This is a genomic window from Lacrimispora sp. BS-2 (assembly GCF_040207125.1).
Taxonomy (GTDB): Bacteria; Bacillota; Clostridia; order Lachnospirales; family Lachnospiraceae; genus Lacrimispora.
The window spans coordinates 2,325,151-2,350,217 of the sequence record NZ_CP157940.1; the positions used below are offsets into that span (position 1 = coordinate 2,325,151).

General features: G+C 42.5%; 22 protein-coding genes. All 22 read right to left on the reverse strand.

The features are described from left to right. Window positions 1-242: 242 nt before the first annotated feature. The gene (locus tag ABFV83_RS11070) at window positions 243-896 is read right to left on the reverse strand and encodes a TipC family immunity protein (RefSeq protein ID WP_349943824.1); all 654 of its coding nucleotides are present in this window, start codon (window positions 894-896) and stop codon (window positions 243-245) included. An 11-nt stretch (window positions 897-907) separates the two neighbouring features. Next, a complete protein-coding gene (locus ABFV83_RS11075) occupies window positions 908-2,449 on the reverse strand; it encodes a DUF4280 domain-containing protein (protein ID WP_349943826.1) in 1,542 nt (513 codons plus the stop codon). Then, the gene (locus ABFV83_RS11080; protein ID WP_349943827.1) at window positions 2,437-2,967 is read right to left on the reverse strand and encodes a hypothetical protein; all 531 of its coding nucleotides are present in this window, start codon (window positions 2,965-2,967) and stop codon (window positions 2,437-2,439) included. Before ABFV83_RS11080 ends, ABFV83_RS11075 begins: the two co-directional genes overlap by 13 nt. Then, window positions 2,964-3,929, reverse strand: coding sequence for a pentapeptide repeat-containing protein (locus tag ABFV83_RS11085; RefSeq protein ID WP_349943828.1), 966 nt, complete (start codon window positions 3,927-3,929; stop codon window positions 2,964-2,966). Before ABFV83_RS11085 ends, ABFV83_RS11080 begins: the two co-directional genes overlap by 4 nt. 9 nt (window positions 3,930-3,938) lie before the next feature. Then, window positions 3,939-5,348, reverse strand: a complete 1,410-nt coding sequence (locus ABFV83_RS11090; protein ID WP_349943830.1) for a contractile injection system protein, VgrG/Pvc8 family — start codon at window positions 5,346-5,348, stop codon at window positions 3,939-3,941. A gap of 11 nt (window positions 5,349-5,359) precedes the next feature. Continuing rightward, complete coding sequence (locus ABFV83_RS11095; protein ID WP_349943831.1) at window positions 5,360-6,808, reverse strand: contractile injection system protein, VgrG/Pvc8 family; 1,449 nt, start codon at window positions 6,806-6,808, stop codon at window positions 5,360-5,362. Beyond that, a complete protein-coding gene (locus tag ABFV83_RS11100; RefSeq protein WP_349943833.1) occupies window positions 6,774-7,424 on the reverse strand; it encodes a hypothetical protein in 651 nt (216 codons plus the stop codon). The genes ABFV83_RS11095 and ABFV83_RS11100 overlap by 35 nt, the downstream gene beginning before the upstream one ends. Before the next feature lie 15 nt (window positions 7,425-7,439). Continuing rightward, window positions 7,440-8,216, reverse strand: coding sequence for a hypothetical protein (locus tag ABFV83_RS11105; RefSeq protein WP_349943835.1), 777 nt, complete (start codon window positions 8,214-8,216; stop codon window positions 7,440-7,442). Window positions 8,217-8,229: 13 nt separating this feature from the next. Next, a complete protein-coding gene (locus ABFV83_RS11110; protein ID WP_349943837.1) occupies window positions 8,230-8,925 on the reverse strand; it encodes a hypothetical protein in 696 nt (231 codons plus the stop codon). Further along, the gene (locus tag ABFV83_RS11115) at window positions 8,922-10,211 is read right to left on the reverse strand and encodes a hypothetical protein (RefSeq protein WP_349943838.1); all 1,290 of its coding nucleotides are present in this window, start codon (window positions 10,209-10,211) and stop codon (window positions 8,922-8,924) included. Before ABFV83_RS11115 ends, ABFV83_RS11110 begins: the two co-directional genes overlap by 4 nt. Before the next feature lie 35 nt (window positions 10,212-10,246). After that, a complete protein-coding gene (locus tag ABFV83_RS11120) occupies window positions 10,247-11,176 on the reverse strand; it encodes a DUF2628 domain-containing protein (RefSeq protein WP_349943840.1) in 930 nt (309 codons plus the stop codon). 31 nt (window positions 11,177-11,207) lie between these two features. Beyond that, window positions 11,208-13,682, reverse strand: a complete 2,475-nt coding sequence (locus ABFV83_RS11125) for a hypothetical protein (protein WP_349943841.1) — start codon at window positions 13,680-13,682, stop codon at window positions 11,208-11,210. Between the two features lie 49 nt (window positions 13,683-13,731). Beyond that, the gene (locus ABFV83_RS11130) at window positions 13,732-15,486 is read right to left on the reverse strand and encodes a hypothetical protein (RefSeq protein ID WP_349943842.1); all 1,755 of its coding nucleotides are present in this window, start codon (window positions 15,484-15,486) and stop codon (window positions 13,732-13,734) included. Beyond that, a complete protein-coding gene (locus tag ABFV83_RS11135; protein ID WP_349943844.1) occupies window positions 15,467-16,333 on the reverse strand; it encodes a protein phosphatase 2C domain-containing protein in 867 nt (288 codons plus the stop codon). Before ABFV83_RS11135 ends, ABFV83_RS11130 begins: the two co-directional genes overlap by 20 nt. Then, window positions 16,330-16,827 carry an FHA domain-containing protein gene (locus tag ABFV83_RS11140; RefSeq protein WP_349943846.1) on the reverse strand — a complete coding sequence of 166 codons (498 nt, stop codon included), beginning with the start codon at window positions 16,825-16,827 and terminating at the stop codon, window positions 16,330-16,332. The genes ABFV83_RS11135 and ABFV83_RS11140 overlap by 4 nt, the downstream gene beginning before the upstream one ends. Before the next feature lie 31 nt (window positions 16,828-16,858). Continuing rightward, a complete protein-coding gene (locus tag ABFV83_RS11145; protein ID WP_349943847.1) occupies window positions 16,859-17,410 on the reverse strand; it encodes an FHA domain-containing protein in 552 nt (183 codons plus the stop codon). A gap of 84 nt (window positions 17,411-17,494) precedes the next feature. Continuing rightward, window positions 17,495-18,628, reverse strand: a complete 1,134-nt coding sequence (locus ABFV83_RS11150) for a hypothetical protein (RefSeq protein ID WP_349943848.1) — start codon at window positions 18,626-18,628, stop codon at window positions 17,495-17,497. Between the two features lie 362 nt (window positions 18,629-18,990). Beyond that, entirely contained in the window at window positions 18,991-19,413 is a 423-nt protein-coding gene (locus ABFV83_RS11155; RefSeq protein ID WP_349943850.1) for a DnaJ domain-containing protein, read from the reverse strand. 52 nt (window positions 19,414-19,465) lie between these two features. Then, window positions 19,466-19,891 (reverse strand): hypothetical protein, encoded by a 426-nt coding sequence (locus tag ABFV83_RS11160; RefSeq protein ID WP_024291088.1) that lies wholly within the window; start codon window positions 19,889-19,891, stop codon window positions 19,466-19,468. Window positions 19,892-19,924: 33 nt separating this feature from the next. Beyond that, window positions 19,925-20,353: a membrane-associated protease 1 gene (locus ABFV83_RS11165; RefSeq protein ID WP_349943851.1), complete on the reverse strand. Its 429-nt coding sequence runs from the start codon at window positions 20,351-20,353 to the stop codon at window positions 19,925-19,927. A gap of 235 nt (window positions 20,354-20,588) precedes the next feature. Next, the gene (locus tag ABFV83_RS11170) at window positions 20,589-22,757 is read right to left on the reverse strand and encodes a transcriptional regulator (RefSeq protein WP_349943852.1); all 2,169 of its coding nucleotides are present in this window, start codon (window positions 22,755-22,757) and stop codon (window positions 20,589-20,591) included. Between the two features lie 106 nt (window positions 22,758-22,863). Then, window positions 22,864-24,885 (reverse strand): vWA domain-containing protein, encoded by a 2,022-nt coding sequence (locus tag ABFV83_RS11175; protein WP_349943854.1) that lies wholly within the window; start codon window positions 24,883-24,885, stop codon window positions 22,864-22,866. Window positions 24,886-25,067: the final 182 nt, after the last annotated feature.

The following is a 25,067-nucleotide window of genomic DNA, read 5'->3' on the forward strand; positions in this document are numbered from 1 at the left end:
CATTCTCATCATTTGGCAGCTATATCACTCTTTTTCTTAAATATTTTCAGTTGTTCTTATTCCTCAACTTTATTCATTGTCTTATTTTGGTATCAGTATACTTCGAACCACCTTCACTTCACACGAACCTAATTCCATTTCCACCCACCCTGCTGCTGTGCTTGCCTATTTATAGGGCCTATTTCTGTTCTCTCATCGCGAGTAAAACATCACCCTCTCCTTTCCTTTCCACGATTCCGACTTTACTCAGGGAAAGTAAATGTATGATCAATAAATGTACAATTTTTCATTTTCTCTCGTTCTTTTTCTTTGTTTTTTCCTTGTGCATCTGACCAGGTATTGACCACCACGTCAAATAACATATATTCCTGATACTCTTTGATATTCTGCTCAGTGACTTCATATTTTTTTAGAAGTTCGTATATAGTTTGTGAATCATGATAATGAGTGCCTAATTCTTCTCCCGGCTGGTAGTAAATATCAAGCGGTTCTAATGTCATGACCCTGTTTTTGTGATCATAGCTCATATACATAATAATAATCATAGTTTCATTAGCTATGTTTACATTTCCACGTATCTTTATCGTATGTCCTTTTGAAGGAAAAAATAAATCAACTTCAAAATTTTCTTTTAAATATTCTTGCTTGTATGGAATGGAAAGTCCGCCAAAATTTTCAAAATCGTATAAATCTTCATGATTTACCCATTTTAATTCTGGCACTTTATGAAATAATTCAAACGCATTCTTTTTGGTTGCCGCCTCATAAATTTGGTCCATAACATTCATACCATTCACCCTCCATAAAAAATATTGGAATAACCCTATTATCAACAAGCTTAACAATATAAGTACAATTTTGCGCTTCGAAAAATCTCCATTTTTCTTTTTTAACATGCTTTCTCCCTTTATTTTTTGCTTAAATTTTTCAACTTTATGAGAAAATCGTATGTTCCCTTATATGTTTCATTGTCTTTTAAATCCTCCACGTTTTTCTTACCATCATGATTTTTATCCTCTGACGTAATACGTTCAAAAACAGCTTTCTCTATATCCTCATACGAATTATTTTCAAGAAATTCCTTTGTTCTTAATTCATCTTGATTTCCCGATGAAATATCGCCGTAATACTGTTCCATACAATCCAACAATCCGGTATCATCAGCCGTCCTATATGCAATGTTATCCGCATCTAAGTCTGCGATATAATCATCCATTCCAAAAGAAATTTTATTATTATCCCCAGTGTATACTGCATCCCCAAGCCAACCAGTTACATCCTTGCGTTCCTCCGCATTCTTCCAGGAAAGAGACTTTGCTCCCATATTGTTCCATTTATTATCCACTTTATGGCGATTGTCATTTAAGTTTGCAGCGATTGTATACATCATATGGGAATAATCACCTTTTCCTCCAAAGTTTTGATAAAGTTCTTTATAATAATCTAAATATTCCTGGTCAGAGAACGTTTTTCCAGTAGCATTCTCCATATTGCTTTTCCATGTATTGAAATCATCTGTCTTTTTTTTATGTTTTTGCTCTAATGCATCATAGCTGTATTTCAAAGGATCACTGCTCATAAAGTGCTGCAGGCGGACCATCTGTCTTAAATATTGATAATCTTCTTTTTTTATTTCTAAACTTTCAATAAAAAACTTTTCTTCCTTATCATATTCGTATGCCCACCCTGCTCCTTTCCTCCAGGCATGAGTTTCTATTTTAAGAAATAATACATTAACTGTCTTATTATTATAATCACCAAGCTGACTAATCGCTCTTGCAAACAGCCAGTTCCGTTCCATTTGAGACAATTCTTTGTATTTCTCCTGAATTTTATCATAAACCGCTTCCATGGTTTTAGAAGATTTCTCATCAAATCCAAATTGTCCCTGCATAAAATTAGCATTGCCCATTGCCGGATTATCCTGAGGCGTGGTCGATGTCCCGCTTCCTGCCTCAGGCTGTCCCGGATCAACGATTTCAATCTCTCCCCCATATATGCAATGCAGCTTGGCTCCGCCCATCAAAGGACGTTTCTCTTCCGTCTCCACCCCGTCCTTACCATAGTCCCATTCCGAAGCTATAATACGGAGCGTACATTCTCCCAATACCTGAGGAACTCCTTCTTCCGCGGATGCAGCCTCTTCCTTCTTTTTCTTCCCACTAGTGAAAGCCCCCATCACTTTATCCAGAAAAGTATTCGGGCAGGCTTCCTCTACATCCTTACGCACCTTTTCCGCCGCCTCCTGTGTTTTTGGATTTTCCATGCTGTAGCATCCTCCAAAGCAGATCACATGATTATTTGCCTTACAGTCCTCCACGGTCATCTGAGCCTGCTCTTTTAAGAAAACTCCGTGTGTTTTTTGAAGAACAATCTGGCTTGGTCTCATTCCCATACTACAGGTCGTACATGCTCCATGGACAACAAACGTATCCTTTAACTCCGCCATTCTACTTGAACCTCCTTCCAGATAATTCCGATCACATCCCTGCGCAGCAGGCTCTCCACAACCTCCAAACTTACATAAGGATTAGAAAATCGTTTATCATTTAACAGAAACACCTTATGTTCCCCGATCTTTTTCGAATCCAAAACCAGCTTTTTTATGCTTCCATTAGAGTAAAACTCCGTCTGACCGGAAAACATGTCCATGCGGTCTAACAGAAGATGATGGTAAACCATAATTGTTTCCCGTTCTTTACTTGCAATGGTCACTGTCTTGAACACCATCTCATCCTCATACATATCAAGTACCTTTTTCACCTTATCTGAAACTAAATACACCGGACTCTGTATGAAATCAGGTAACCCTTCCCCGCAGTCTGGTGTCAGGTACATCATATTGGAATCGTCGATTTCCGCTGCATCTTCTTTATAGAAGATATGTCTGGGACCGCAGATATCAAAATCCCGGAATTGGATCATATCCTGCAGGGTTTTATCCTGCTCCATGGTAAAAAACCTCATTCCTCAGCCCTCCTGTCGATCAAAATGGTTTGAAGCTGCTCCGGATCCAGGTGAAGAAAAGGTACATCCTTCTCCATAAAGATGGAATACTCCAGGTCTGCTCCTTTAAAATCATTATCCTCCCACCGGCAGTTCACGAAATCAGCCTGGCGGATCACTGCATTCTGAAAGCTGCACCCCTTTATGGTACAGTTTTTAAATTGTGCCCCGGACAATACGGCTTCCTCAAAGCATAGATTGGTTAAGGAGCAATTTTCAAACTGGCTGAAAAGAAACGCCTTTCCCCTGCAGTCTGAATCCTTTAAATCAGCTTCATACCAGAACTTGGAAACCATAGCCCCTTCCTGTTCCTCTGTCAGGTGCAAAGCTCTGTCCCAATCTTTCTGGTCCTTCTTCTCCCGGTCCACATTGGCGATGAGTTCATTGGCATCCCGGTATTCCCCCCAGTAGATTCCCCAGGTATCAAGCTTGGGAATATCTGCAAAATCCCTGTTCTCTTCTATGTCCCGGAATAGAAACCGAAGTTGTCCTGCCAATATCTGATTCCATTCCATAAGAATCTCCTGCAGAAAATTGGATATGTCGTACTTGTTGATCTTTCCCATATATTTTCTTCGGTCCAGATCCAACCGTTCTTTTATCTCATCCATCATGGTAAAGAGAAACCCGATGGAACATGTCACCTCTGCTGGTTCTGTGTCCAAATACCACCTGGCATCCAATGCCTGGACCAGAACATTATAATCTCCGTTCAATGCATCAATCCGAAGAAGGGAAAAATAGAAAAACATGATTTTTTCTTTCCCTTCAGCCTTTTCCCGAAGAGTGGAGAATGCCTGCTGGATTACCTTTGACAATTCCAAGGCCTTATCCTGTATTTCCAGAAAGAACTGTCCTTTTTTCTCTTCCAGATATTCCCGTTCTTCTTCTCTGAATCGTTCTAATGCTTCCTGTCTTGTCATGCGGACCTCCTAATTCACTTTTACTTCAGTTCCCTGGATATACAGATTTCCATCAGCAGGCATATTAACGGTACCTCCTTTTACGCAGGATATAACCGCCGCCTCAATCGCCTGAAGAGAAACAGCCTCCTCCGCTTCAATTTTTAAATCTTCTTCAGCAGCAATATTGATTGTACCCATGGCACTTAAGGAAATGTCACCTCCATTACTGATCTTCACACTGGCTGCCCCTCCGCTGCATGCAAGAGTAATCCCATCTTCCGCCAGCTTCATTTCCTGCCCGTAAGGATTGCTTAAATATTTTGTGGAGGGACTTCCCATCCGGTCGGGTACTCCCCCGTTCTTTCCGTCATATGAACTTACAGCACTGACTCCTATGACATCTTTTGTATATTTAGAAGGAAAATAGACCCGGACATTATCCCCTTTCTCCGGCATATAATACCAGCCGCTCCCGTCCGGGGATTCGGACAGGGTGGAGAACGGGAACCAGTACACATCTTTACCCCCGGCTGCATGATCTATATCCAGATGAATCTTGATCTTACTTCCTGCTATTTCAAGAACGGTTCCACAAAGAGCGGTTCCGATTAAATGCATGGGATACTCAGCTTTAGCCAGTATTCCTTCTTTCTTCTGCATTTCCATGCGGCAGTGAAGCAGCCCCCGTTCCAATTCATAAGACAAACGGCGGAGAACAAATTGCCTGCCTTCATCCGCTACCTGTTCAAAGAGTTCCGGTACATGCCCGGTTTCGATTTTCATGATAAGAAAGTCATTATCATTGACCGATGCACCCTGCATAAGCCAATAGCTGTACTCTCCCATTTCTTTTTGGAACCCTGTCTTTTTGTAATTCCACTCCCCTGATGGTATATCCGGAACTCCTCCGTACAACTTAATGGATTCTTCACCAGGACGGCACGCTAAAACCGCATTTAGCATAGAGAGCATGCGCTTTAGAAATTCCCAGTCCGTTTCCTTATACTGAACTGCAATTTCTCCTAAAGGCCTGTCCGGTATGGACAGCTTAATATCGCTTCCCGGGTATTCGGACAGGATGGCCTGAAACAGACTGCCGTAAGTCATGGTCACATCCTGAAAAGACCGGGACTTCTTTTTTTGGTCCATCAATATGCTTCTGCTTTTGGCCTCCGCCGATATTTTCACCGTGTCCCCCTCTCCTTCTACACTGACCTTAGTCAGTATTCCGGAAAATATGGGTTTTCCTTCTCCTACATATACAGATATTGAGTCATTCTCCGAAAAACCAAATAATGTCTCTTCTCCATTTTCTGCTGCCAGATAACCGCAAAGCTTCAGGCTTCCATGATCACCTGGTAAGCAGTCTATTTTAAGTTCTGTCAGATTTTCTACCGGAATTCCTTTTATTATGATCTGTTCCAAGCCATATGCCATAAAACCGCCTCCTAATTCTCATGAATCTCGCTTCCATGAAGTCCCACTGTTCCCTTTTTCACCTCAATATCAGCACCTGACCCGCAGGAAACCTGGATGGAAGTCTGTGACTTAACTGTAAGATCTTTTTTAGCCGTAATGTTTAAATTCTCTGCAGCTAATATGGTGATATCTTTCTGTGCGTCCAAAACCACTTCTCCGCTTTTTTTCAAAAAGATGCTGCCCTGGCCATTCCCTGCTTTAATAAGAACGCCTTCCCCCGTCATCTGAACCTGATTCCCCTGGGCTGTCTGGATATTCCTATGGTTCGGATTTCCCATGGAATCCGAGGAATTTCCTGCCTGCGGCTTTTGGCCTTTTACATTGGTAACCACATAGGCTTCCTTTTCATCGTCTATTGGGAAATAAACCCTGACACTTTCCCCATTTTCCGGCATACAATACCAGCCGCTTCCATCTGAAGAGGCTGCCACAGTGGAAAATGGAAACCAGTACTTTTCTCCATCCCCTGCCTCTATCTCCATGTTCACCTGCACCTGGCTTCTCTTTACAGAAGCGATATTACCGTCAATGGATATCCCGGTAATATTCCCGTTATAGTAGGGCAGTACCTTAAGACTCTCCTTCTGCCTGAGGCAGTAGCAATTTTTTAACAGGCCATCCCTCAGCCTTCTCTCCGCTGATTCAATATACCAGGGAGTACCTTTATATGTAATCTGGCTTCCAATGGAAACAATGTCATAGGATTCTATCTGATACACTGTGTTTTGAGATCTTGTAAGCTCATGAATTCCATTTTCTTTCATGGATTCAAGCCGGATAAAATCCTGTGAAAGCTTATATGGAAGCTTGTCCCAGTTCTGATTCTCAGGCTTTGGGGACAGCCCTGCCTCAAACCGAATATCAGGAAAGGCCGGATCCGGATAAAGATTTTCCTTGTATTTTGATAAGAAACGTCTTAAAAATTCCCAATCTGTTTCCTCATACTGAACCAGAAGCTGTCCGACCGGTTCAGCCGGCAGATGTACCATGTGGTCAGACCCGGAATAGCTATCCATGACCTTGGAGATTAGCTGGCGGACACTCATCTGAGGGTTTTGAAAGATCCGCTTTCTTCGTTCCACATCCATCTGGCAGGTTCCATCCCTGGCTTCCAGCCTGATCAGCCATTCTCCGCCATCCTTATTCATGAATACCTTATCCACCACGCCATAAAAAAGCACATGTTCTTTCCCTTCTTTCCGGTACATCAGGGAAACCGAATCCTTAATTTCATGAAGATCATTTTCGTTCGTATCACTGTCTAAGACGGCTTCTACGTACAGGGAAGCATGTTCTCCCGCCTTTTCCGTAATTTTAATCCTGCGAAAATAAACCACTCCAACTGACCCCAGAAACATATCCTTGTAAGTAATTGCACTTTTATCATTCTGATGATTGTTCCTTGTTATACTCTCCACTTAAGTCTCCCCTTTCCCTATCAGCCAGCCAGTTATTAAACGTTATAACCATTGCTTCCAGAAAGATTCCATAAGTATCCTGTTCTGCCTTCATACAATTATAATTTCCCATAAGCTGCCCTCCTCTGACCCGGAACACAATGTTATAAAGCCAGCCATTTCCTGTTGGTACGTCAAAACAGATGTATTCCACATGATCAAGCTGTTCTTTCTTCCCGATTTTTACATGCATCCCATTGGCTGCCATACCGTTCACAAGCATGTTGGCCCATTGATTCAAAGCCATGGGCTTTACCCGCTCTTTGGGCCAGGATATGATTTGGCTGACTTCATGGGCACGATTTAAATAGATAACGCCCTCGTCGTTTTCCTGGGTTGCCTGATAAAAGTTTTTAAATAATACAAGAGACATATTTTTGTCCGAATATTTCCGCGTTTCAAACTCAAACAACTCTCCATTCTCAAGCCTCATTTCCCCTGCCTTAATTCCATTAAGAGCATCGCTTAAGGTCAATATTTTCGCCTCTTCTTTCCGTTGCTCTGCCTGTTCCTTTTCTTCTCTTACCTTTTGTCTTCTGGCACGCTCCAACAGTGCAATCTTTTCATCCAGATTCATTCGTTTCCCTCCCGTCTATAACAACATAACGCTTCTCTTCCCCCGGCTGACTTCACCTTTTCTCACTTCCCCATTCCTCTGATTTTTTAAAATTTCCTTAAGTCCTCTATAGAGTCCTGCATTTCCCCTGTCTCCATAATCTTCTCCCAATCCGGCAAACAGATATTCCCGGATACAGTCAACTGTCACAGCTCCATGAACGGCCAGGGCTGTCATGGAAAAGCTGGCATCAAGGGGATCTAAAGGTCTGCTTCTCATGATCTCCTTTGAAAACTGCCTGATGATCCTGGGATTTAATGTACTCCCTCCTTCTGCCGCGTAGGGCTGATGAATTAAGTTCACTGTGTCATACTCCGTGGAATAATCCTGGAAATTCTCATAAGAGCTGCGAAGCCTTGCTCCTTCCTGAAGCCGGAACCTGCACAGCTCCATTTCACAGGCTGGGTCCGGTTTCTTATCCTCCAGAAATATCCTGGTATTTCCCATGATCCTTCCAGCCTCCCTGATTTCGGTGAGAAACTGCACCTTTAAATACCGGATCTTATCCTGGGCACTGCACTCCAGCATATAGGGCTGCTCCATAAAATAAAGCTTTCCCTTCCAATAAATCATGCCGGGGGAAATGGTCAGCTGTCCGTCATCCCAAACAATGTCACATCCATTTATAATTCCATCACCAAATCCCTGAAACTGCAGATCCAGAAAAACCTTAGGATAGTCTCTAAGCTTGTCCAGCATCTCGGCCCTTAAAAGGCGTTTTTTTTCAAATTGGGGATAATCATACTGAAACATTTCATTTCCTCCATCAGCACAAGATAATTTCATCTATTTCCATGGTTTCTGCCATTTCGATGATTCCAAAATGGTATTCATAATAAATATCCACATGATAAGGCAGCTCCAAAAACATATTGGTTAAAAAATCCATTTTCTTTACAATTTCTTTCTCCTTTTTCTGTCCGATATAAATCAGGATCTCATAGGAGTTTTGGTTGCTGTGATATACAATGTTACCCGGAATCAGCGCCTCCATCATGTCTTTAAACATATCCAGGGAACTGCCGGTTTCATACTGCTTTAGCAGGCCGCTTAAAAGGATTTCCTGCTCTTCCCGGCAAAAGAGAGCCATGGTCTCTTTCGCCTGAGTTCCAAAAGCATGGTCTTCCAGATCCTGGTAAAGCAGCTTCTTATAATACTCTTCCCTTGACATTCCGGAAACTGCATCATTTTGCATCAACTGATGAAAGATCAAATGAAACAGGTTTTCTTTAAGCTTGGGAAATTCCTTTTGATCCGGCCGGAAGAAATCCTTAAATATGTTGTAAAACCGATAGTAGGGATTAATTTCAATAATCTCTCCCTCCTCTATCTCCTTTTGATTCAGATAGGAACCAGACAGTTCCATATAGGCACTGAATTCACGGGGCATTTCAAACCGAATGCTCTTTTCCGACACCCCACACTTCTTTAACGCCAACATAACTTCCCACAAATAATTCATACAAGCTTTCCTCCGCATTCGTACTCAGGAAAATATTCCTGAACCTCAGAGGAGATAAAGCTTGCTAAATCCCGCAAAAGCCATGTTTCCTTTCCTTTTGGCTTAAAATAGAGGATCAGCTGCTTTTTTCCTTCCCTGTCCCGGATCTCATCTTCTATAAAAAAGTTCATGGAGTAGGTTTCTAAGAATTCCAGTCCATTTTCCTTCAAGGCACAATCCTGGTACTCAATAAAATCCTCCAGGCCAAATCCGCGGATAAAACGTTCCAGTTCTCCTTTTGTTTTTACCGCCTGCCCCATTTTCCTCTGAAAACGCTCTGCAAACCCATCTTTTCTTAAGTTCTCCATAAGCGGATAAGTATAGCGGTCTATTTTATGATCCCCGCCGCTTCGTATCATATGAATGTCCCACTTTTTTGCATTTTCAACCTGTCCGGTGACCAAAAGCTTATCTCCACTCTGCCTGACGCTTCTGATACCGGCCTTTTCTTCTACAAGATAAGCGTGTTCCGTTCCATAATCCCGAATGGATATAACATGTTCAAAATTTTCATGATCACTGCAGGCAATGGGAAAGCCTACGCTTTCCAGCTTCAAATGACGTACATTCCATATGGGGATCATGTCGTAATGGACAAACCGGTTATACTTCCCAAAATCGGCTCCGAAATTTGTCACAAACTCCTCATCCCCCGCCTCATCCGGGAGACCGGTAATACAAATGTCCACCATTTTAAAAAGATAGGGAGCATTGATGGTTTTCCATGGGATTCCATTTTTCATGAACAGGTGATAGAGATGCTCTATTTCTTTCCCATAGCGTTCACTCCGTTCTAAGCGGATATTAACCGGATACTCTTTGCCAGCCCGTAAAATTCCTGTGAAGTCTTCCTGGTTCTTTAATATCTCTTCAACCGTCAAAGCATCACATTCCAAAAACACGGTAGCCAGGCAAAACTTCCCCTCAGTCTTAAGCTTCTCCCTCACATCGAAAATCTTATAAGAGACCATTTCTAAATCTTCTTCACATATGGGAGACATTAGATGATGGGACTTATCCAGATAGGTACGTTCCATCAGTCCCGTACGGATTAAATAACGGTTGATGTCATACGCAAGGTCATTCATCACCCGCTCCTCTAACATCCGGTACATCTTTACGTTTGTTTCATACAGTTCTAAAAACACGCCTTCCATTAAGCTTTTAAATGCGATCCGCTCCTCTAAATTGCTGATTGACTGGATCTCATCCCTGATCATTGCTTTCATTTCTTCTATCTGATCCATCTTTCCTTCACCTCCTTATTTTGAGGATAGCTTATTTATTGAACCGGTTCGCACGAGCTTACGATTTCGTCTAACGTTGATTTATTTTTCTCAAAATTACTTGGAACGCAAGCTTGTAATATAACTGCAAATTCCCCAAACTCCTTAAATTCTACTAAAGAGAAAGTATAATAATATTTCACAGAGTCCCGTTCACCGGAATACACAACAGTTTTTATCCTCTTATCTCCAATCTCTGCATCTTTTGTTTCCTCAATAAATTTGAAATTTTTCCTTAGAGATTGTAAGTCATCAATATGATAAGATAAAAGATCTTCAGGACTTGCGTTTTCTGAAAGATCTGTTTTTTCATAAACAAAAACTCCTGTTGATAAGTCTTCAAAACGTGAAACGCACTGCAAATCATAAGGATTTTCCTCTTCATATAATTTCCAATCATCAGGGAAATTAAATACTAAATCATTTGCTGTAAAAGATTTAGACTCCACCGTCTGTGAAAAAATTTCCTTCTCTCCTGTGGGATAAAGTACAATTCCAGCTATAACCGCAATGGCAAGAGAAACAATAATCAGTATGGTAACAAAAATGCTTAAAACGCTTGTACCTCCGCGCTTGCTTATGTACTGTTCTGCCTCTCCCGCTGTCATTCCTGAGGTTTGGACAATGATTTTCATTCCTTTTTTGCGGTAATAAGAGTTTGCAAATATTCCCACAAGTATACGAAGAATCAGTCCGCTCCCCGGAATGATCACCGAAAAAAGAGAGATCACCCCATATAAAAAAGCCTCTAAATACATTTTTCTGTATGCCAGCCAGTAAACCGGAAAAAGGAAAGCAGGCCAGTTCCAGCTTGAAAAGTTTTGGCGTTCCGGTTTGTCACGCCACTTATTTTTGTAATATTCGTAATTATTCCCCACGAATAATTCAATACTCCAATCATCTAATATCTTGTGTTCTTCTGTCATTGATAATCCTCCTGTTATATTAAGAATTTTCTTATTTTCTACCGTCAAAAAAGTTCTCTTCCCATGTGTCATCCTCAAAATCAAAGAAGGTTTCCTTCCCCTTATAAAGCACTTCATTTTCCCGCAATACCGGAAGCACCACAAATCCCCAGCGCTTTCTTGATACCCATACAAAGAACTTCATTTCCCCTTCCAGTATGGTATCCGTTTCCTCCTGAATCACGCTTCCTTCATATTGTTTGTCAATCTCCTCCTGTGTCGTCCGCTCAAATGTTTCGGTGTCATACTCAAAGTAATAGGGTTTCAGGCGTTTTCCTTTGTCATCATTTAAGTAAAGGTCCAGCTGCTTTCCGATCATGAAGCGGGAAATGCATCCGATATGTTCCTCCGGGTCCAGACTGCGGATCAATATCTTTTCCTGATTCTCATGAGTATGTGCCACAATCTCATAAGGAAGGGTCCGCACCTGGTAGTCCTGATTTACCTTCATATAGCCTCGTTTGCAGTTCATAAAATAAGCAAGAGCACCCTTTAAGCAGCACATCTTAAGCTCCGACTCATCCTCTCCCTTTTTTGCACTTTGGATCAGCTTACCAGGAACATACTGCTTCAAGGCCTCCATAAACAAGCTGGATCTGCAGGACTGTCCGGTCAGCTTGATCATTTCATATTCCTGTAATTCTCCCTGTTCAAATTTCTGATCCAGAAAACGCTCCATCAGATGATAAATATCCGGTCTTAAAATCGTCTCAATCTCATTTAAATACAGGGGAAAGCGTATTTCCCGGTCAATATGGGTAAAGCAGCCCTCGTCAAGCACTGACAGCTTCCATTTATCCAAAAACATTCCCCTGCTTTCCCCTTCCCTGCTGGTTTCAATCCAAAGCTCATACTGAAACCTGGACCCAAAAAAGGATTTTTTCACCTCTTCTGCAAGCTGAAACAGATAATAATAGTTGTTCTTCACATGAAAATACTGCTCCCTGCTTTTGTCCTCATAATCCTTAAACCGGGTCGGAAGGAATCCCTCTGCCCTGTAATAATCCTCATCCAGTCTCTGCCCGTAATTTCCGTCAGACGAGTCAGAGGAATCCCCCTGTTCCAAATATCCCAATGCCCGTGAAATCTTTATTTTTAACATCTGCAGGATGCGGAATGTTAAATTATTTCCACCAAAATTCGTATCTCCGTTTTCATACCTGGTCTCTAAATCAATGGTATAAGACACCCGGCTGTTATCAATACGGAACCGCCCGGAAGTCAAATCTGTAGTTCCTCCTCCGCAGTCAATGATCAATGCATGATACCAGCGCCCTTTCTCATAGCGATTCTCACTTACCAGCCCGTAAATGCTGTTAAAAAGTACAGCCATCCCTTCATCCAGCTCACAGTTTACATGAAATTCCGGAAGCAGCTCCTCAAACAATTCCCGGAACTTCTCCTTTTGGCGAATAGGGGCCAGAAACTGAATATTCTTAAACTGGCATTTAAACTGCTGTTTCGCCAGGTCGATTAAGTATTCTAAGTATGCTTTCAGCATGTCCCGGCGAGGGATCTGATATTTAAACCCGCTTTTTAAAATGACACTTTCCATCCGTTCTGCATCACTGATCCATCGCTTAATATCAAAAAACACGGGGACATCTTCATCTAAGTACCCCTGGCCACCCATGGCAAGCGCCTCGTTTCCAAATTTGAATCCGTGTCCGCCTTCCCGGCATTCCTCTACCCCTATGACACTAGGGATGACAGAATGTTTTCCATCTCTGGCAATTTTCACACTTCCATCAGGGAGGCATATCCCCATTGTCGTATTGGAGCTTCCAAAGTCAATGACCAAAGGAAGATCTGTCTCCGCCACTTCCCTTACCTCAATATCCAGAAGAGGAATCCGGATTCCATCCATATGGCCAGGAATGGATGAATAATCTCCCTGATAGCAGTCATAAAGAAATTCCGAATCTCGTTCATTGGGAAAATATAAAATAAAATACTGGTGTTTCCCAAGAGGCAGGACCCGCATATCTTTCCCCTGAAACAGATAGAAGGTATTTTCCACCTCTTTTATGTAAAAACAGGTATAAATCCGGAAATTCTCGTCTATGAGCAACAGGTTTCCTTCATATAAGATCATGTCCGATTCTACCTTGTAATGATCCAGTTCATTTAATCCGGTTCCACGGTAAATTACCATGGTTCCCGGTATTCTCACCTGCTGGTTGGAACGGATATCTATGAGATTCCGGTCAAAAAACTCCTGAAGACGTTCCAGCCCGCCTTTGCATTCCGCATCAATATGCCGATAATCCTTCTGCCCCCTAAACCGCAGGATCAGCCGAAGGAGTACTTCCCGATCCATGCAGCTTCCGGACGGCATGACCAGCTTCTCCTTTCGGCAAATTTCCTTAAGCTGAAAGGTGGTCATCGTTTCCAATTTGCTTCTTTTATAAGTATTTTTTTCCGGTTCTGTCTTTCCCGGGTGTAAGGTATAGGTATATCGGCTCATTTGTATTCCTCACTTTGTCATGTATTTCCCGTAAATGGTTTCCGGCAGCTTAACGGCCCACTCCCGGACCGTTTTTTCCAGCATCTCCATTCCCGGTTCCCGTCCCGCTGCCTGATTCGGACGTTTTCTGATCCCTTGTCTTTATTCCGGCCTTTGCTGCCCCGATCTTATCATTGATCCCATCTGCCAGCTCGTACATCTCCAAACGGATATAGATCGTTTTGGCCGTCTGATAATAGGTAATGGCGCTTTCATACTTTTCCTCCGCCAGAAGTTCATTTCCCTTATTCTCCAGATCAATGGCATTTTTCTGATCATTCAGCTTCTGCTGGTTTTCCAGCTCCCGCTTTTCCTCTTCCTCTTTCTTTGCCTTTTCTTCTTCTGCCTGCTTCGATTCTTCTTCCGTTTTTTTAGCCGCCTGGGATTCTTCCTTGGCCGCCGCCGCTGCGGCTTCCTGCTTCTGGCTGTTCTTTTCCATCTTTTCCTCAGCCGCCGCCTGCTTTGCCAAAGCCTCCTCTTTTCCAGATGAAAAATAAAGGGCTGCTGCTTTATCTCTCGCCTGGCCGTAAGATTTCACGGCTCCTTCCATGTCACCGTATCCTTCTTTTTGCTGCCCTATTTCAATCAGGTCAAATACATCGATATAATCTTTTGTTTGCTTTAATCCGGCATCAATATATCCTTTTCCCGTATTTCCTGCCTTTATGGACAGTTCCCTGGCCTTTAAGTAAAGGTTTTGGGCCTTTTGATATTCTCCTCCCATCATGGCCTCATCCCCTAAAAGGATCTGTTCCGCCAGCTTTTTATACTGGTCTGCCTCCTTTGATTCCTCTTTTTTCTTCAAGCCATCCGCCAACTTCTTTGCCTCTCCATAATCCTCGGAAGCTTTCAGGTAATTATCATATTTTAAATATTCCTGGCCGCTGTTTAAGTATTTTTCCAGATTGTATTCCTTGTTTTTTACGCTTCTATGATGCAGATAAAGCCCAAGACTGATTCCGCCCACCACCAAAACAATGGGTATTGCAGCCATTAAAATCTTTTTTAAGGACAACTTCTTCGGAGGCTGGTAAACCTTTTCAATAAAGGTCACCGCAAGGCTGTAATTATCCACCTCCCCGGTCTCCTGCTGCCCTAAGATCACATCCTCGGCCTGATCCAGAATCTCCTTAGGCTCCTTGGCTTCCTTTGCAGCCTCCAGAAACTCTTCCTCACCAAAGCTCTCCCAAGCCCCTCTTGTAAAAAGGGCGAAGATATCACCAGCTTCCAGCCCGATCTTTTTTGACACAAGGATTTCCGGCTGTCCCCGCTCTCCCAAAAAGGAATAAAGATTATTTCTTTCCTCATGGGCCGCCGCCTGATCCAGGGTGATTCTTTCTTCCTTCAGAAGATTCTCAGTCAGGGACTGGTCCCTTGTCCTGACCAGGACCCTGCCGTTCCGGAGCAGATAAAACCGGCTGTTTCCCACATGGCAGCAGATAAGCTTTCTGTAATCCGTGACCACCATGGTGACAGAGGCCTTTAAGTGCATTCCTCCCCGTTGTTTTAATAGCTCCCTATGAGCCTGATTCATATTGCGCTTCAGTCTCCCTGCATTCATGGATGGTCCCTCTACAAAACTGCGGATCAGGCTTTCCACAACAAATTTTGCGCTGTTGGTCTCCAGTTCTCCATCCAGGCTGTCTGCCAGAACATAGCAGGCATAGTCATCCATTTCTACAAATCCAAAATAATCCCGGTTAGTGAGCTTCTGCCCTTCTTCTGAGATATACTGCGTCCGAAAATCAGAATTCATTCTTCTCATAAGCCACCTCCGCTCTCAGAAGCAGAACGCTCCCGTTTTCTTTCTCCATCCCATTTTTCTTTTCCGACTCCATAACAATACCGTCTGCTTTTTCCTTTAAAGTAAGGTCCTTTAACAGGATATCTTCCATCTCCGCCCAGGATACTGCTTCAAAGATTCCCTTTGTAGCAAGCAGTACCACATCACCAGATTTTAACCGGATAGGCCTTTCTCCAATCTCAATTTCATGAAAACCATCTATTCCCAGATAGTTCCATACCCGTTTTTCTTCCATGGTCCAGATGGTTTCAGGCCTTGATAAGATTCCTTCCTGATAAGCGTTTAAGGCAAGCACATTAAGAGTCTGGCCTTTGCTGATGGGGATCAATTCCTGATTCCGGAACAAAGCAATCCGGATATCTCCCGCCAGACCGTAATGCATAGACCCTTCATTGACAAATACCGCTGCCAGACATGTACCTCCCCGCCGTTCCCCTATGGTCCTCTGAATCCTCTGACTTGCTTCACGAAAAGAAGTCTTAAAGAAATATTCAGGGTTATTTAACACATGGCAGGGCTGGTATCGGTCCAGTAAAGTATCCACTGCAATCTGGGCACACACTTTTCCTGTGTTCGCTTTTCCAATCCCATCGGACAAAATTGCCAGGGTCCCCGCGCTGCTTGTTTGGATTCCCGCTATATCCGCCTGGATTTCTTTGCCGCCAGTGGTCTGGCTGACGGCAGTTTCATCTGAAGGTTCTCTTTTTTTATTTTCTTCTGTCCTTATATCTGCGGCCGCCAGAACCAGCCGGCCTAACGCAGAGGCCGACAGCATGATCCCCAGACCTCCCATGATCATCACAGTCATTTTTTATCATTCCATTCAAAATTTTCTCCGCATAAAGGGGCAAATAAAAACCGGCTTTTCCCCAGCTCAATCACATCGTAAGGCTTTAATTCCGTGGGTACATAAACAGCTTCGTCATTCAAATAGGCAAGCCCTGCTGCATCTCCAGGCAGGATGACCGTATTCCTCTTTTTTTCGTCATAGACAATGATGGTATGATTTTTCCGGTTGATCTCGTTATCTCCCAAGATCTGTATATCCATATCATCTCCACGGCCCACAAAGTTCTTTCCGCTGTGTATCTTATAATCCATTCCGACTCTTGCGCCAGAGATACACACGATCCATCCGCAGACGGGCCGGATCTCTTCCTGTAAAACTTCCATAGCAGGCTCAAATCCCACAGGTTTCTGATCCTCTGTCTCTTCTTTTAACTTCATCTGACAATAGGGGCAGATCTTTCCATAACGTCTTGCATTAAAAACATGTCCATTGGGGCATCTTACTAAGCTCATATTCCAATCTCCTATCTATGTATTTATGTGTTTATGTCAATAAAAAGCGAGTGCTGGCAATGTAAATCACATCTCCCGCCAAAATCCTGCATGGCCTTCCAGTCACCTGATAACAGATGCCATCCTCTGCCTTCCTGATTCTTACACCGTTTTGTGAACCTAAATCTTCCAAATACCAGGAATCCAGGCAGTAATTCAGTACTGCATGCTGATTGTCAATGAATGCACTGTACTCGCAGTCCTCCAAATCCACATCCACATCTTCTTCTTCGTTTTTCTTACCTATGATAAGGGCTGTTTTTTCTGCTATATCCCAAGATTTTAAGGGTTTATCATGCTCGTCCAAAAGCATGAGCTGAGTGGCCCTGACCTCTTCCGAGTATCCAACCGAATTCTCCTTTGGCCTGACCCCTTTTTCCCTTATCTGGCCCAGCAGGTCAACGACCGCCGCCAGTCCTGCAAAAACCAGCACCCCGATCCATAACTGGTCATTTCCCTTAGAAAAAAGGCCAAAAATTAAAAGTATTGCACAAATCAGGATGGAGATATCCAATCCTATTTTTATCTTTCTTCTGCTCTCCATGCTTTACCTGGTTTCCTCCTCATTTTCTCATATCTGGTTCTCTCAATGATCTTCTGTATTTCAAGCATCGCACGAAACCCACTCTCATTCTGTTTTCCCTTTATACGTCCAAGTTGCATGAGATGCCGCACTGCAGTTTGTCATATCCACAATATTCAATTCAGGGACATAATATCCTATATGAAGAGTGTCCTTCTCAATTTCCTCTTGTTCTCCTTCTGTATTGACATATACCGTATTATGAAAAATAACCGCATAAAATGTATCCCTGCATATCTGATACCGGGGCCGTGTATCGGTCATATCCGGGTTTGTCGCATACATATAATCTATGGGCCTGTTTCCCCCAGGTATATATCCGTTCATATTCGCAGACAGCATTTGCTCCAGTTCTTCTTTCTCAAGACCATATTCTGTCATGGTTGCCACTTGATCAAATGCCGGCTGACCGTAAAAAGTTTCATAAGTTCCTGCCAGATATTGGGTTTCATGTTCTTCTTCCTTTTCGTAATAGGCAAATGTCCCATCTTCATGCAGACATAGTTCAGAACCGTCGTCATATAAATATGTATTACCGCTTACATAATCAGCATTTCCCATTTCAAACATAAGGCTTTCCCTTAATTTTGTTACATTCATTTTAATAGTCGATTCCGTATCCTTATCTATATCAATATAAGAAGTCTGCCCCATAAAAGTAAGAACAAGATTTTTTTGTGGTGCAATAACAACCTCTGTATAAGTGTAACCACCTTCCATCTCTCCAGTAATCGCTCCTAAGTAGCAAAGTACTCCTTCTTCGGAATACCATTGTGTAAGGGATTCATTTTGATCCAACAATTTAAAATAATCCTCCTCCTGATAATATTCAACCAGAACGGAAAAACACTCCTCTGGTGTAAAAGAACCAAGCGGAGAACTGGCATTCAAGCCATAAACTTTGGTCCTCTCTTTATCTAAAAAGCATTCTGAATCCTCAATTTTACTCCAGCCCAAGTAAATCTCAAATGATACCTCACCTGTCGAATGTCTCATTGCCGATTCACCCCCGCCATTCTCATCGGCAATCGATTCCAGCACTTCTTGCATCGCCGGGTTCTGATTCCGGTTCGTTTCTCTATCCAAATTCTTACAAGAGCTTAAAAAAACTGTTGCAAATACAAAAATTGTTGCCACAGCAATATCCAGACACAGCCTTTTTTTTAATTTATTTCTCATTAAATACCCCTTCAGCCTTTCGTATCGTTTCAGTCATAGCAGCAATACTGTTTTTCCAAAATGCATAACTTTCTTCTCTCATATTAAAATCAAAGATAACTGTTTTATTATCTAAACAAAATCAAAAAATATAGTTAACCTGATTTTGATCCGGCATGGAATGAATTGCAGTAAAATAATAGATTTCTATTCCATCCACCATCCTATTTCCGGTTAAATCAAACCGGAGTTGTTGTTTCAACAAAATCATCGGCTCCTGTTAATTTTTTTCACAAGTTTTAGATCCATAGGCTTCTTACAATCCACAGCCTTGATCACCAATGTCAGGTGTTCGGGCTGTGAACGCAATTATAGCTTCCTCCTCATTTTTTCACCCCAAAAAAAGCAGAAAACAGCTCATTGGTATTGACTGGTCCATCCTGTTTCTTCGCCCCGTCCCCACGGTATGTCTCCAACCCTTTTCCCGGCTGAAATCCAAAGAAGCGTTCAAACTGGCTCATATCCGGAGCTGCATTTCCCGGCCTCTCTCTTTGTTCCCGGGAGTCTTCCCTTTTGGACGTGCCTCTTTCCTTTTTCTCTTTACGGAAAGAATCATATTGTTTCCTTTTCTCTGCATCACCCAGAACCCCATAGGCTTCCTGGATCTCATACATCTTTTTATTTCCATCCGGGTCATCCTGTACCACATCCGGATGATATTCCTTAGCCAGCTTACGGTAAGCGGCCTTAATATCTTTTTCTGTTGCCTGGGGAGGGACCCCAAGGATTTTATAGTAATCAAGCATCTTTTCTTTCCTTATCTAAAAAGGGGCTGCCATTTCGGCAGCCCCTGCATGTTTACACGCTGTATCCGCCTTCCACAGCGATCTGCGCCATCTTGTCTTTTTTCTGTTTGATGATGAGCCGGAACGTTCCTACACCTTCCGTATCTCCGTAGTTTTCTTTATAATCCACAACAAATGCATTGGGATATGTATATTTTCTCACTACCTGAGAAGCTGCAATCACCTCAACAGTTACCTTCCGGTAACAGTCAGACTTTTCTGCGGGTACTAAGGACCAGAGTCCCAACTGTCTTGTAGAATCAAAAGGATCTCCATCTACTGCAGTTAAAATCTTTCCTGAAATTTCCACAGTGCTCCCCAGATCGGTGGAACGTGCGTTGGAATCAAGGGGAATATCTGTCTTAAACTTTACTCCTGTAATACTGATGGTCCCTAAGTCAATGGTAGACGGGCCTTCTACTTTTAATGTAAATCCCATAATCTGTTCCTTCCTTTCTTTTATTCTTCCTGATTATTCTCCGCTGAATCCGCCTTCAAATTTAAGGGAAGTCATCTTGTCCTTCTTCTGCTTAATGAGAAGCTTGAATACTCCGGTTCCTGTTTCATCAGTAAAATCTTCTCTGTAATCAACCACAAATGCATTGGGTACCGTTATCTGACGAACCACCTGGGATGCATTTACCACGTCGATCTGTACATTCCGGTAGCAGTCTGAATTTTCTGCCGGAACTAAAGACCATCTGGCCAGCTTGCTTGTATCATCAGCGGCCTCACCGCCTACTGCCGCCAGTATCTTCCCCTCAATTAACACGGTTGAACCAAGATCTGTTGATCTGGCATTGGAATCATGGGGAATGTCTGCTCCAAATACTACACTGGTAATGCTTGTCTCACGCAGCTCTACGGTTTCGCTGCCTGTGATTTTCATTCTAAGTCCCATATTACGTCCTCCATTCTTATTAAATAATTTTTATAATCCATAAAGCCGTTTTATTACCGGCCTTCGGATATCTGGTTTTTAAGATAAAGCTTTTATTTATTTTTCTTTTTGATTCCTTTATAAATCGTATAACCTGCAATTAAAAAGAATATAACCGTCACGATTGTGCTGACGTTTCCATACATGATCGTTCCCACCTTCCATATGATTGTGAGTGGACAATACCTGGTATTATTTACGCAGTCTGTCCTTTTCTTGTCAGTTCTACCTTAAGATTTCTGGTTGTGTTGCTGAACGTCAGCTGTATGTTGCAGATGCCGTTTTTCTCATCGATGCTGAAATCCAGCTCATCTCCATCCTGGAGCAGGGAATTAACATACTGGCGGTTTGCATCCCATTTGCTCTTCTGGCTGCTGGGGTTATTGCTGAAAAACTGTAAAATCTTATCCTGTTTGAAGTCTCCGCTGTAAAATCTGAGCATTCTCTCAATGTATGTAACCAGAAGGGTTTTATAAATGGGTTCAAATTCCGTCCCATTGCTCAATAAATTTCTGGCTTTGTAGACCATGACATTCTTAATTTCCCTGCCCTTGTGCTGAGCATTGTCCGAGGTGAATACAAATCCAAAGCCTGTGTTGTTAATGGAATTTTTAATGGCATTGGTAAATCCGGATATCTCTTTTGTCATGCTGGTCGTGACTAAAAGAGCATTGTCTCCTGCTTCTATGTCATAACGCACTCCCGGGTATTCCATGGTGGTATTAGGAAACCTCTGCTTTAAGTATTCCGGGCACTGCCATGCTGCGGCAATACCGGCAGCTCCGTATGCAGCTCCCACATATACTCCCTCGATCCACATCTTCATAATGTCCTCTTTTTCCTGGGAAAGAGTCACATTTCCATCGTCATCAATGACCATCCGCTTATCCAGGATAAGTCCTGACTTATCCTTTGGAATAATGGTTATATTGGGAATGCAGGGAACTACAAATTCGCTGTAATCCCTCTTCATGAGAGGAGTGCATTTGTCCTTAAAAATACCAATTCCCTCAGTAGCCACATAATTAAACGTGCTCTCTTCTCCGGTGGCGAAGCTGAAAAATGTTGTAATCTTGTAAGGGTTAATGGCATTCATCAAAATAGCAAGATTTTCCATGGTATTGGTTCCCGGTTTCTTTACCTTCTGATTTCCGGCAAACCGCATTCTCTGAAGCTTGCCATCTCCTGACTGATTTAGTTCTACATCCGGAACAATTCCAAACCAAAGTGTATTCTCAAATTCATTCTTATCATTTGTCGTATTTAAATAAGTTAAAAGTCTTGGCAGATTGCTGGATTTTATCATCATTTCCAAAGGAGTGTTCGTAATCAGAAGCCTTGGCTGCATTCCCTTTTCTTTTACCTGGTACTGATCAAAAAACGCCTTTACACCCAGGATTTTCTCGATCAATGGTTTTACCGCTTTAATAAAATCATCTTTGCTCTTTTTATAAAATTCAAGATAGGTATTGTAATTTTGTACTTCTACCTCCCGGTCTACGGAGCTTTCCATGGTGGAAGAAAGGGGGCAGAAGGTCCTGACCACCAGCTCTCTGACATAGTCAGACTTGCTCTCATTAAGGGCATCGTAATCATCCCGGAATGTCTGAATCAAACTGGTATTGATTTGGTCATCCACAATCGCAAGCTGGGTTCCTTCTTCCTGCTTCATTTCCAGGATTTTCAGTTCTCCATCATCTCCCATACTTAAAAGCCCAGCCTTAAATTCCTGGCCTCTTTGAGCAGTTTCCCCATTTCCCAGAAGCAGGCGGGTCTTGATATCTTCAATCGCAAGAGGGAGCATGGCCAGCACATTATTGTAATTGTGGCTTGCCTGTTCAAACTGGTAATTCAGCTTATCCCCTAAATCAAGGCGCTTGGGATCTTCCTCATCCAACTCCATGTAATTCCCATAAGTATATTGGATCTCTCTCCGTACCTGACGGATATCCTCCATAATCTTTTTAGGGGAGATCATCTCTAAAACATTGCTGAATTTAAAATCCACATTTGCCACTCCCAAGGAGCCTCTTGCATCCTGCAATGTAATGAGCATATTGAGTAAATCATTCATTTCATTAAGCGGTATTTCTGTAATGCAGTTATCCGGTATATTTTCCGGTTTGATCAGACTGTACTGAATACTGCCGGTATTCGCATCGCACCAGGAATAAACAACTGGGGCAAACTTCTCCAAAAAATCCTCAAAACTTTCTACCAGAAGCGTTTCATTGATTTCCTTAATCTTGTCATCATCAAGGCTTGTCTTCCCTCTTACATCCCCAATCAGGGTCAGTAGATTCAGCTTTTCAGGATTCATTTCGGAAAACAGAATGGTCCGGTTGGTTTGTGTAATAGTGTCCATACGCTTTTGCTCCCTCTTTCTCACTTTTATTCAATCGTTTCCATCAGCTGTCACTGACGGAAAACGTGAACATCACAGTTCTTATTTCAGGCTGTTTCAGCCTCATTTATTGAATCATAGAAATATAGTGAACCTCCAGATCATAAGCTCCATCCGGAGATGTAATGGATATGATATCACCAAAGCTTACGCTGTACTGTATCTTTCTGCACACAATGGAATTTCCGATCATAAGGGAAGACTCTGATGAATGATATAAAATCATCCGCCTGTCCTCATCCGCTATGAGAAATATGTGGTCCAGTCCCAGGGATTCAGAAGCACCTGGATATTCTTTCATTAAGTCTCCAAGGCTTACCCTGTTATCCTTAATCTTATACATAGGGAATGTAAGGGGTGGGATCTCATCTTCTCCCTCCGGCTGCTCCATAAAATAGGCATCCATCTTTCCCTGGAATCGGTTCTGGGCTTTCTTTTCCGTAATCACTTCCAGCTCAGGCTTTGGTTTATGGAACAGTCTCCAAAGGACAGCGCCTGCGGCTGCCAGAATGAGAACAATAACCCACCAGTATGCCTTCCACAATGGGATTATCTCTAAGGAATAGGTATAGGATATTGCCGCCTCTCCATCGGATATCTTCAGTATCAGATTTCGGCTTCCTGCTTTTAACGGTTTAACAGTAAGGATTCCATTATTCAGACTGACCTCTGCCAAATCACCGGCATCCTGTTCCAAAGTATAAAGAATGCTGTCTCCATCAGAATCGGTAAAATAATCGTTAAGTACCAGCTGTTTTTCCCCGGTTAAAGGATTATAATGAACGTTCTTTGGAAGTTCTCCTGCAGGAGGTGTGTTAATTACCTGGATTCTTGCCGTATTAAAAATGCAAGACTCCATCCTGTCATCCAAACGGGCTTCTATGTAATAAGTCCCTGACTGGGGGAAAACCATTTCTCCTGTAAGAACCCCTTCCTTGACGGCAGTTTCAATATCCCTTCTGCCGCTGTCCGACTGCCCGTCCGGGTAAATGACCACCTTGGGAGTGAAGTTGGCATAAAAGGCTTCGTCCTTGATGACTGACCCGCTTTTATCCTTGAAATAAATTTTATAAGACAATGGATTGTTTCTCGCAACCGCTGTTTCTATTTCCATAACAGGAGTCAAATCCCTGTAGCTGATCAAATAAATCTTCAGTTCCTGATTCTTTCTTGTGCTGGTCTGTATGGTCATTTCACTGATATCTCTTTTTATGTCCGATACCTTTGCCACAGAATAGTGAACCAGATTAACCGGTTTTATCTGCTGCTCTCCGTAAACAACCGTAGTATCTCCAATTTGCTGAGGAGATATCATCAGAACATCCATCTCATCTAAATGGGAATCATCAAGCTTAATGCGCAGGCTCTGGCTGCCTTCCCCATAAATACCGCCCGCGATTTCCTGAATGCGGTAAGCCATGTTGTCATGAAAGATCCCATACAGTACATCAATTAAGGTTTCCGGCTTTTCAACCGTATAATTTTGTCCGCCTGTCTGGCTGGAAATTTCCTTCAGAATCTCCTTGCTGCCGTCGTATTTGCCGAAAGCCACCGTATAAAGCGGTATATTCCGGGAACGGCTGGCCTCTACCGTATTTCTCAAGTCCTGATCAGAGATTTCTCTGGTCCTTCCGGCCCGGGAACCTTTTAAATCCGTTTCTCCATCCGATATTAAAACGATCATGCACTTTCTTCCGTTTTCCTGTCCGGTCAGGCCATATGCATAATTTAATCCTAATCCAATGTCCGTATTACCCGAATACCCGGCGGAATCCATCAGGGCTTTTAATGAGTCCCTCTCTTCCTGAGTCCTCACGGAAACCGGAGCAGCAGATGACACAATTTGGTCATTATATGCTACAAACCCGATCCGGATATCAGCACTGTGCACTGTATCAATAAACGCTTTTACCATACCGATTGCCGTGTGATCCGGATCATTGGCAGACATGGAACCGCTATAGTCCATGACAAACATGACATCCAGACCATTTTTCCCACTTGCTATTTCCTCCCCGAATGCACAAAACGAGGCAGAAATAAAAACAAGAAAACTTACTAAAAATGAAACTGCCTTTAATTTTTTCATGACCCCAAAAAACCGCCTCCCATTTGTTTTATTACAATATACTACAGATTTCGCCATTTTTATCCATTATGTAATTATTAACGGTTTATATGTAATAATTAGACATGCCGTTTAAAAATAACAATGAAAAAAAGCCTTTTGCAGTATCCCCATGTACCAAATTAAAAAAGACAAGATAACAT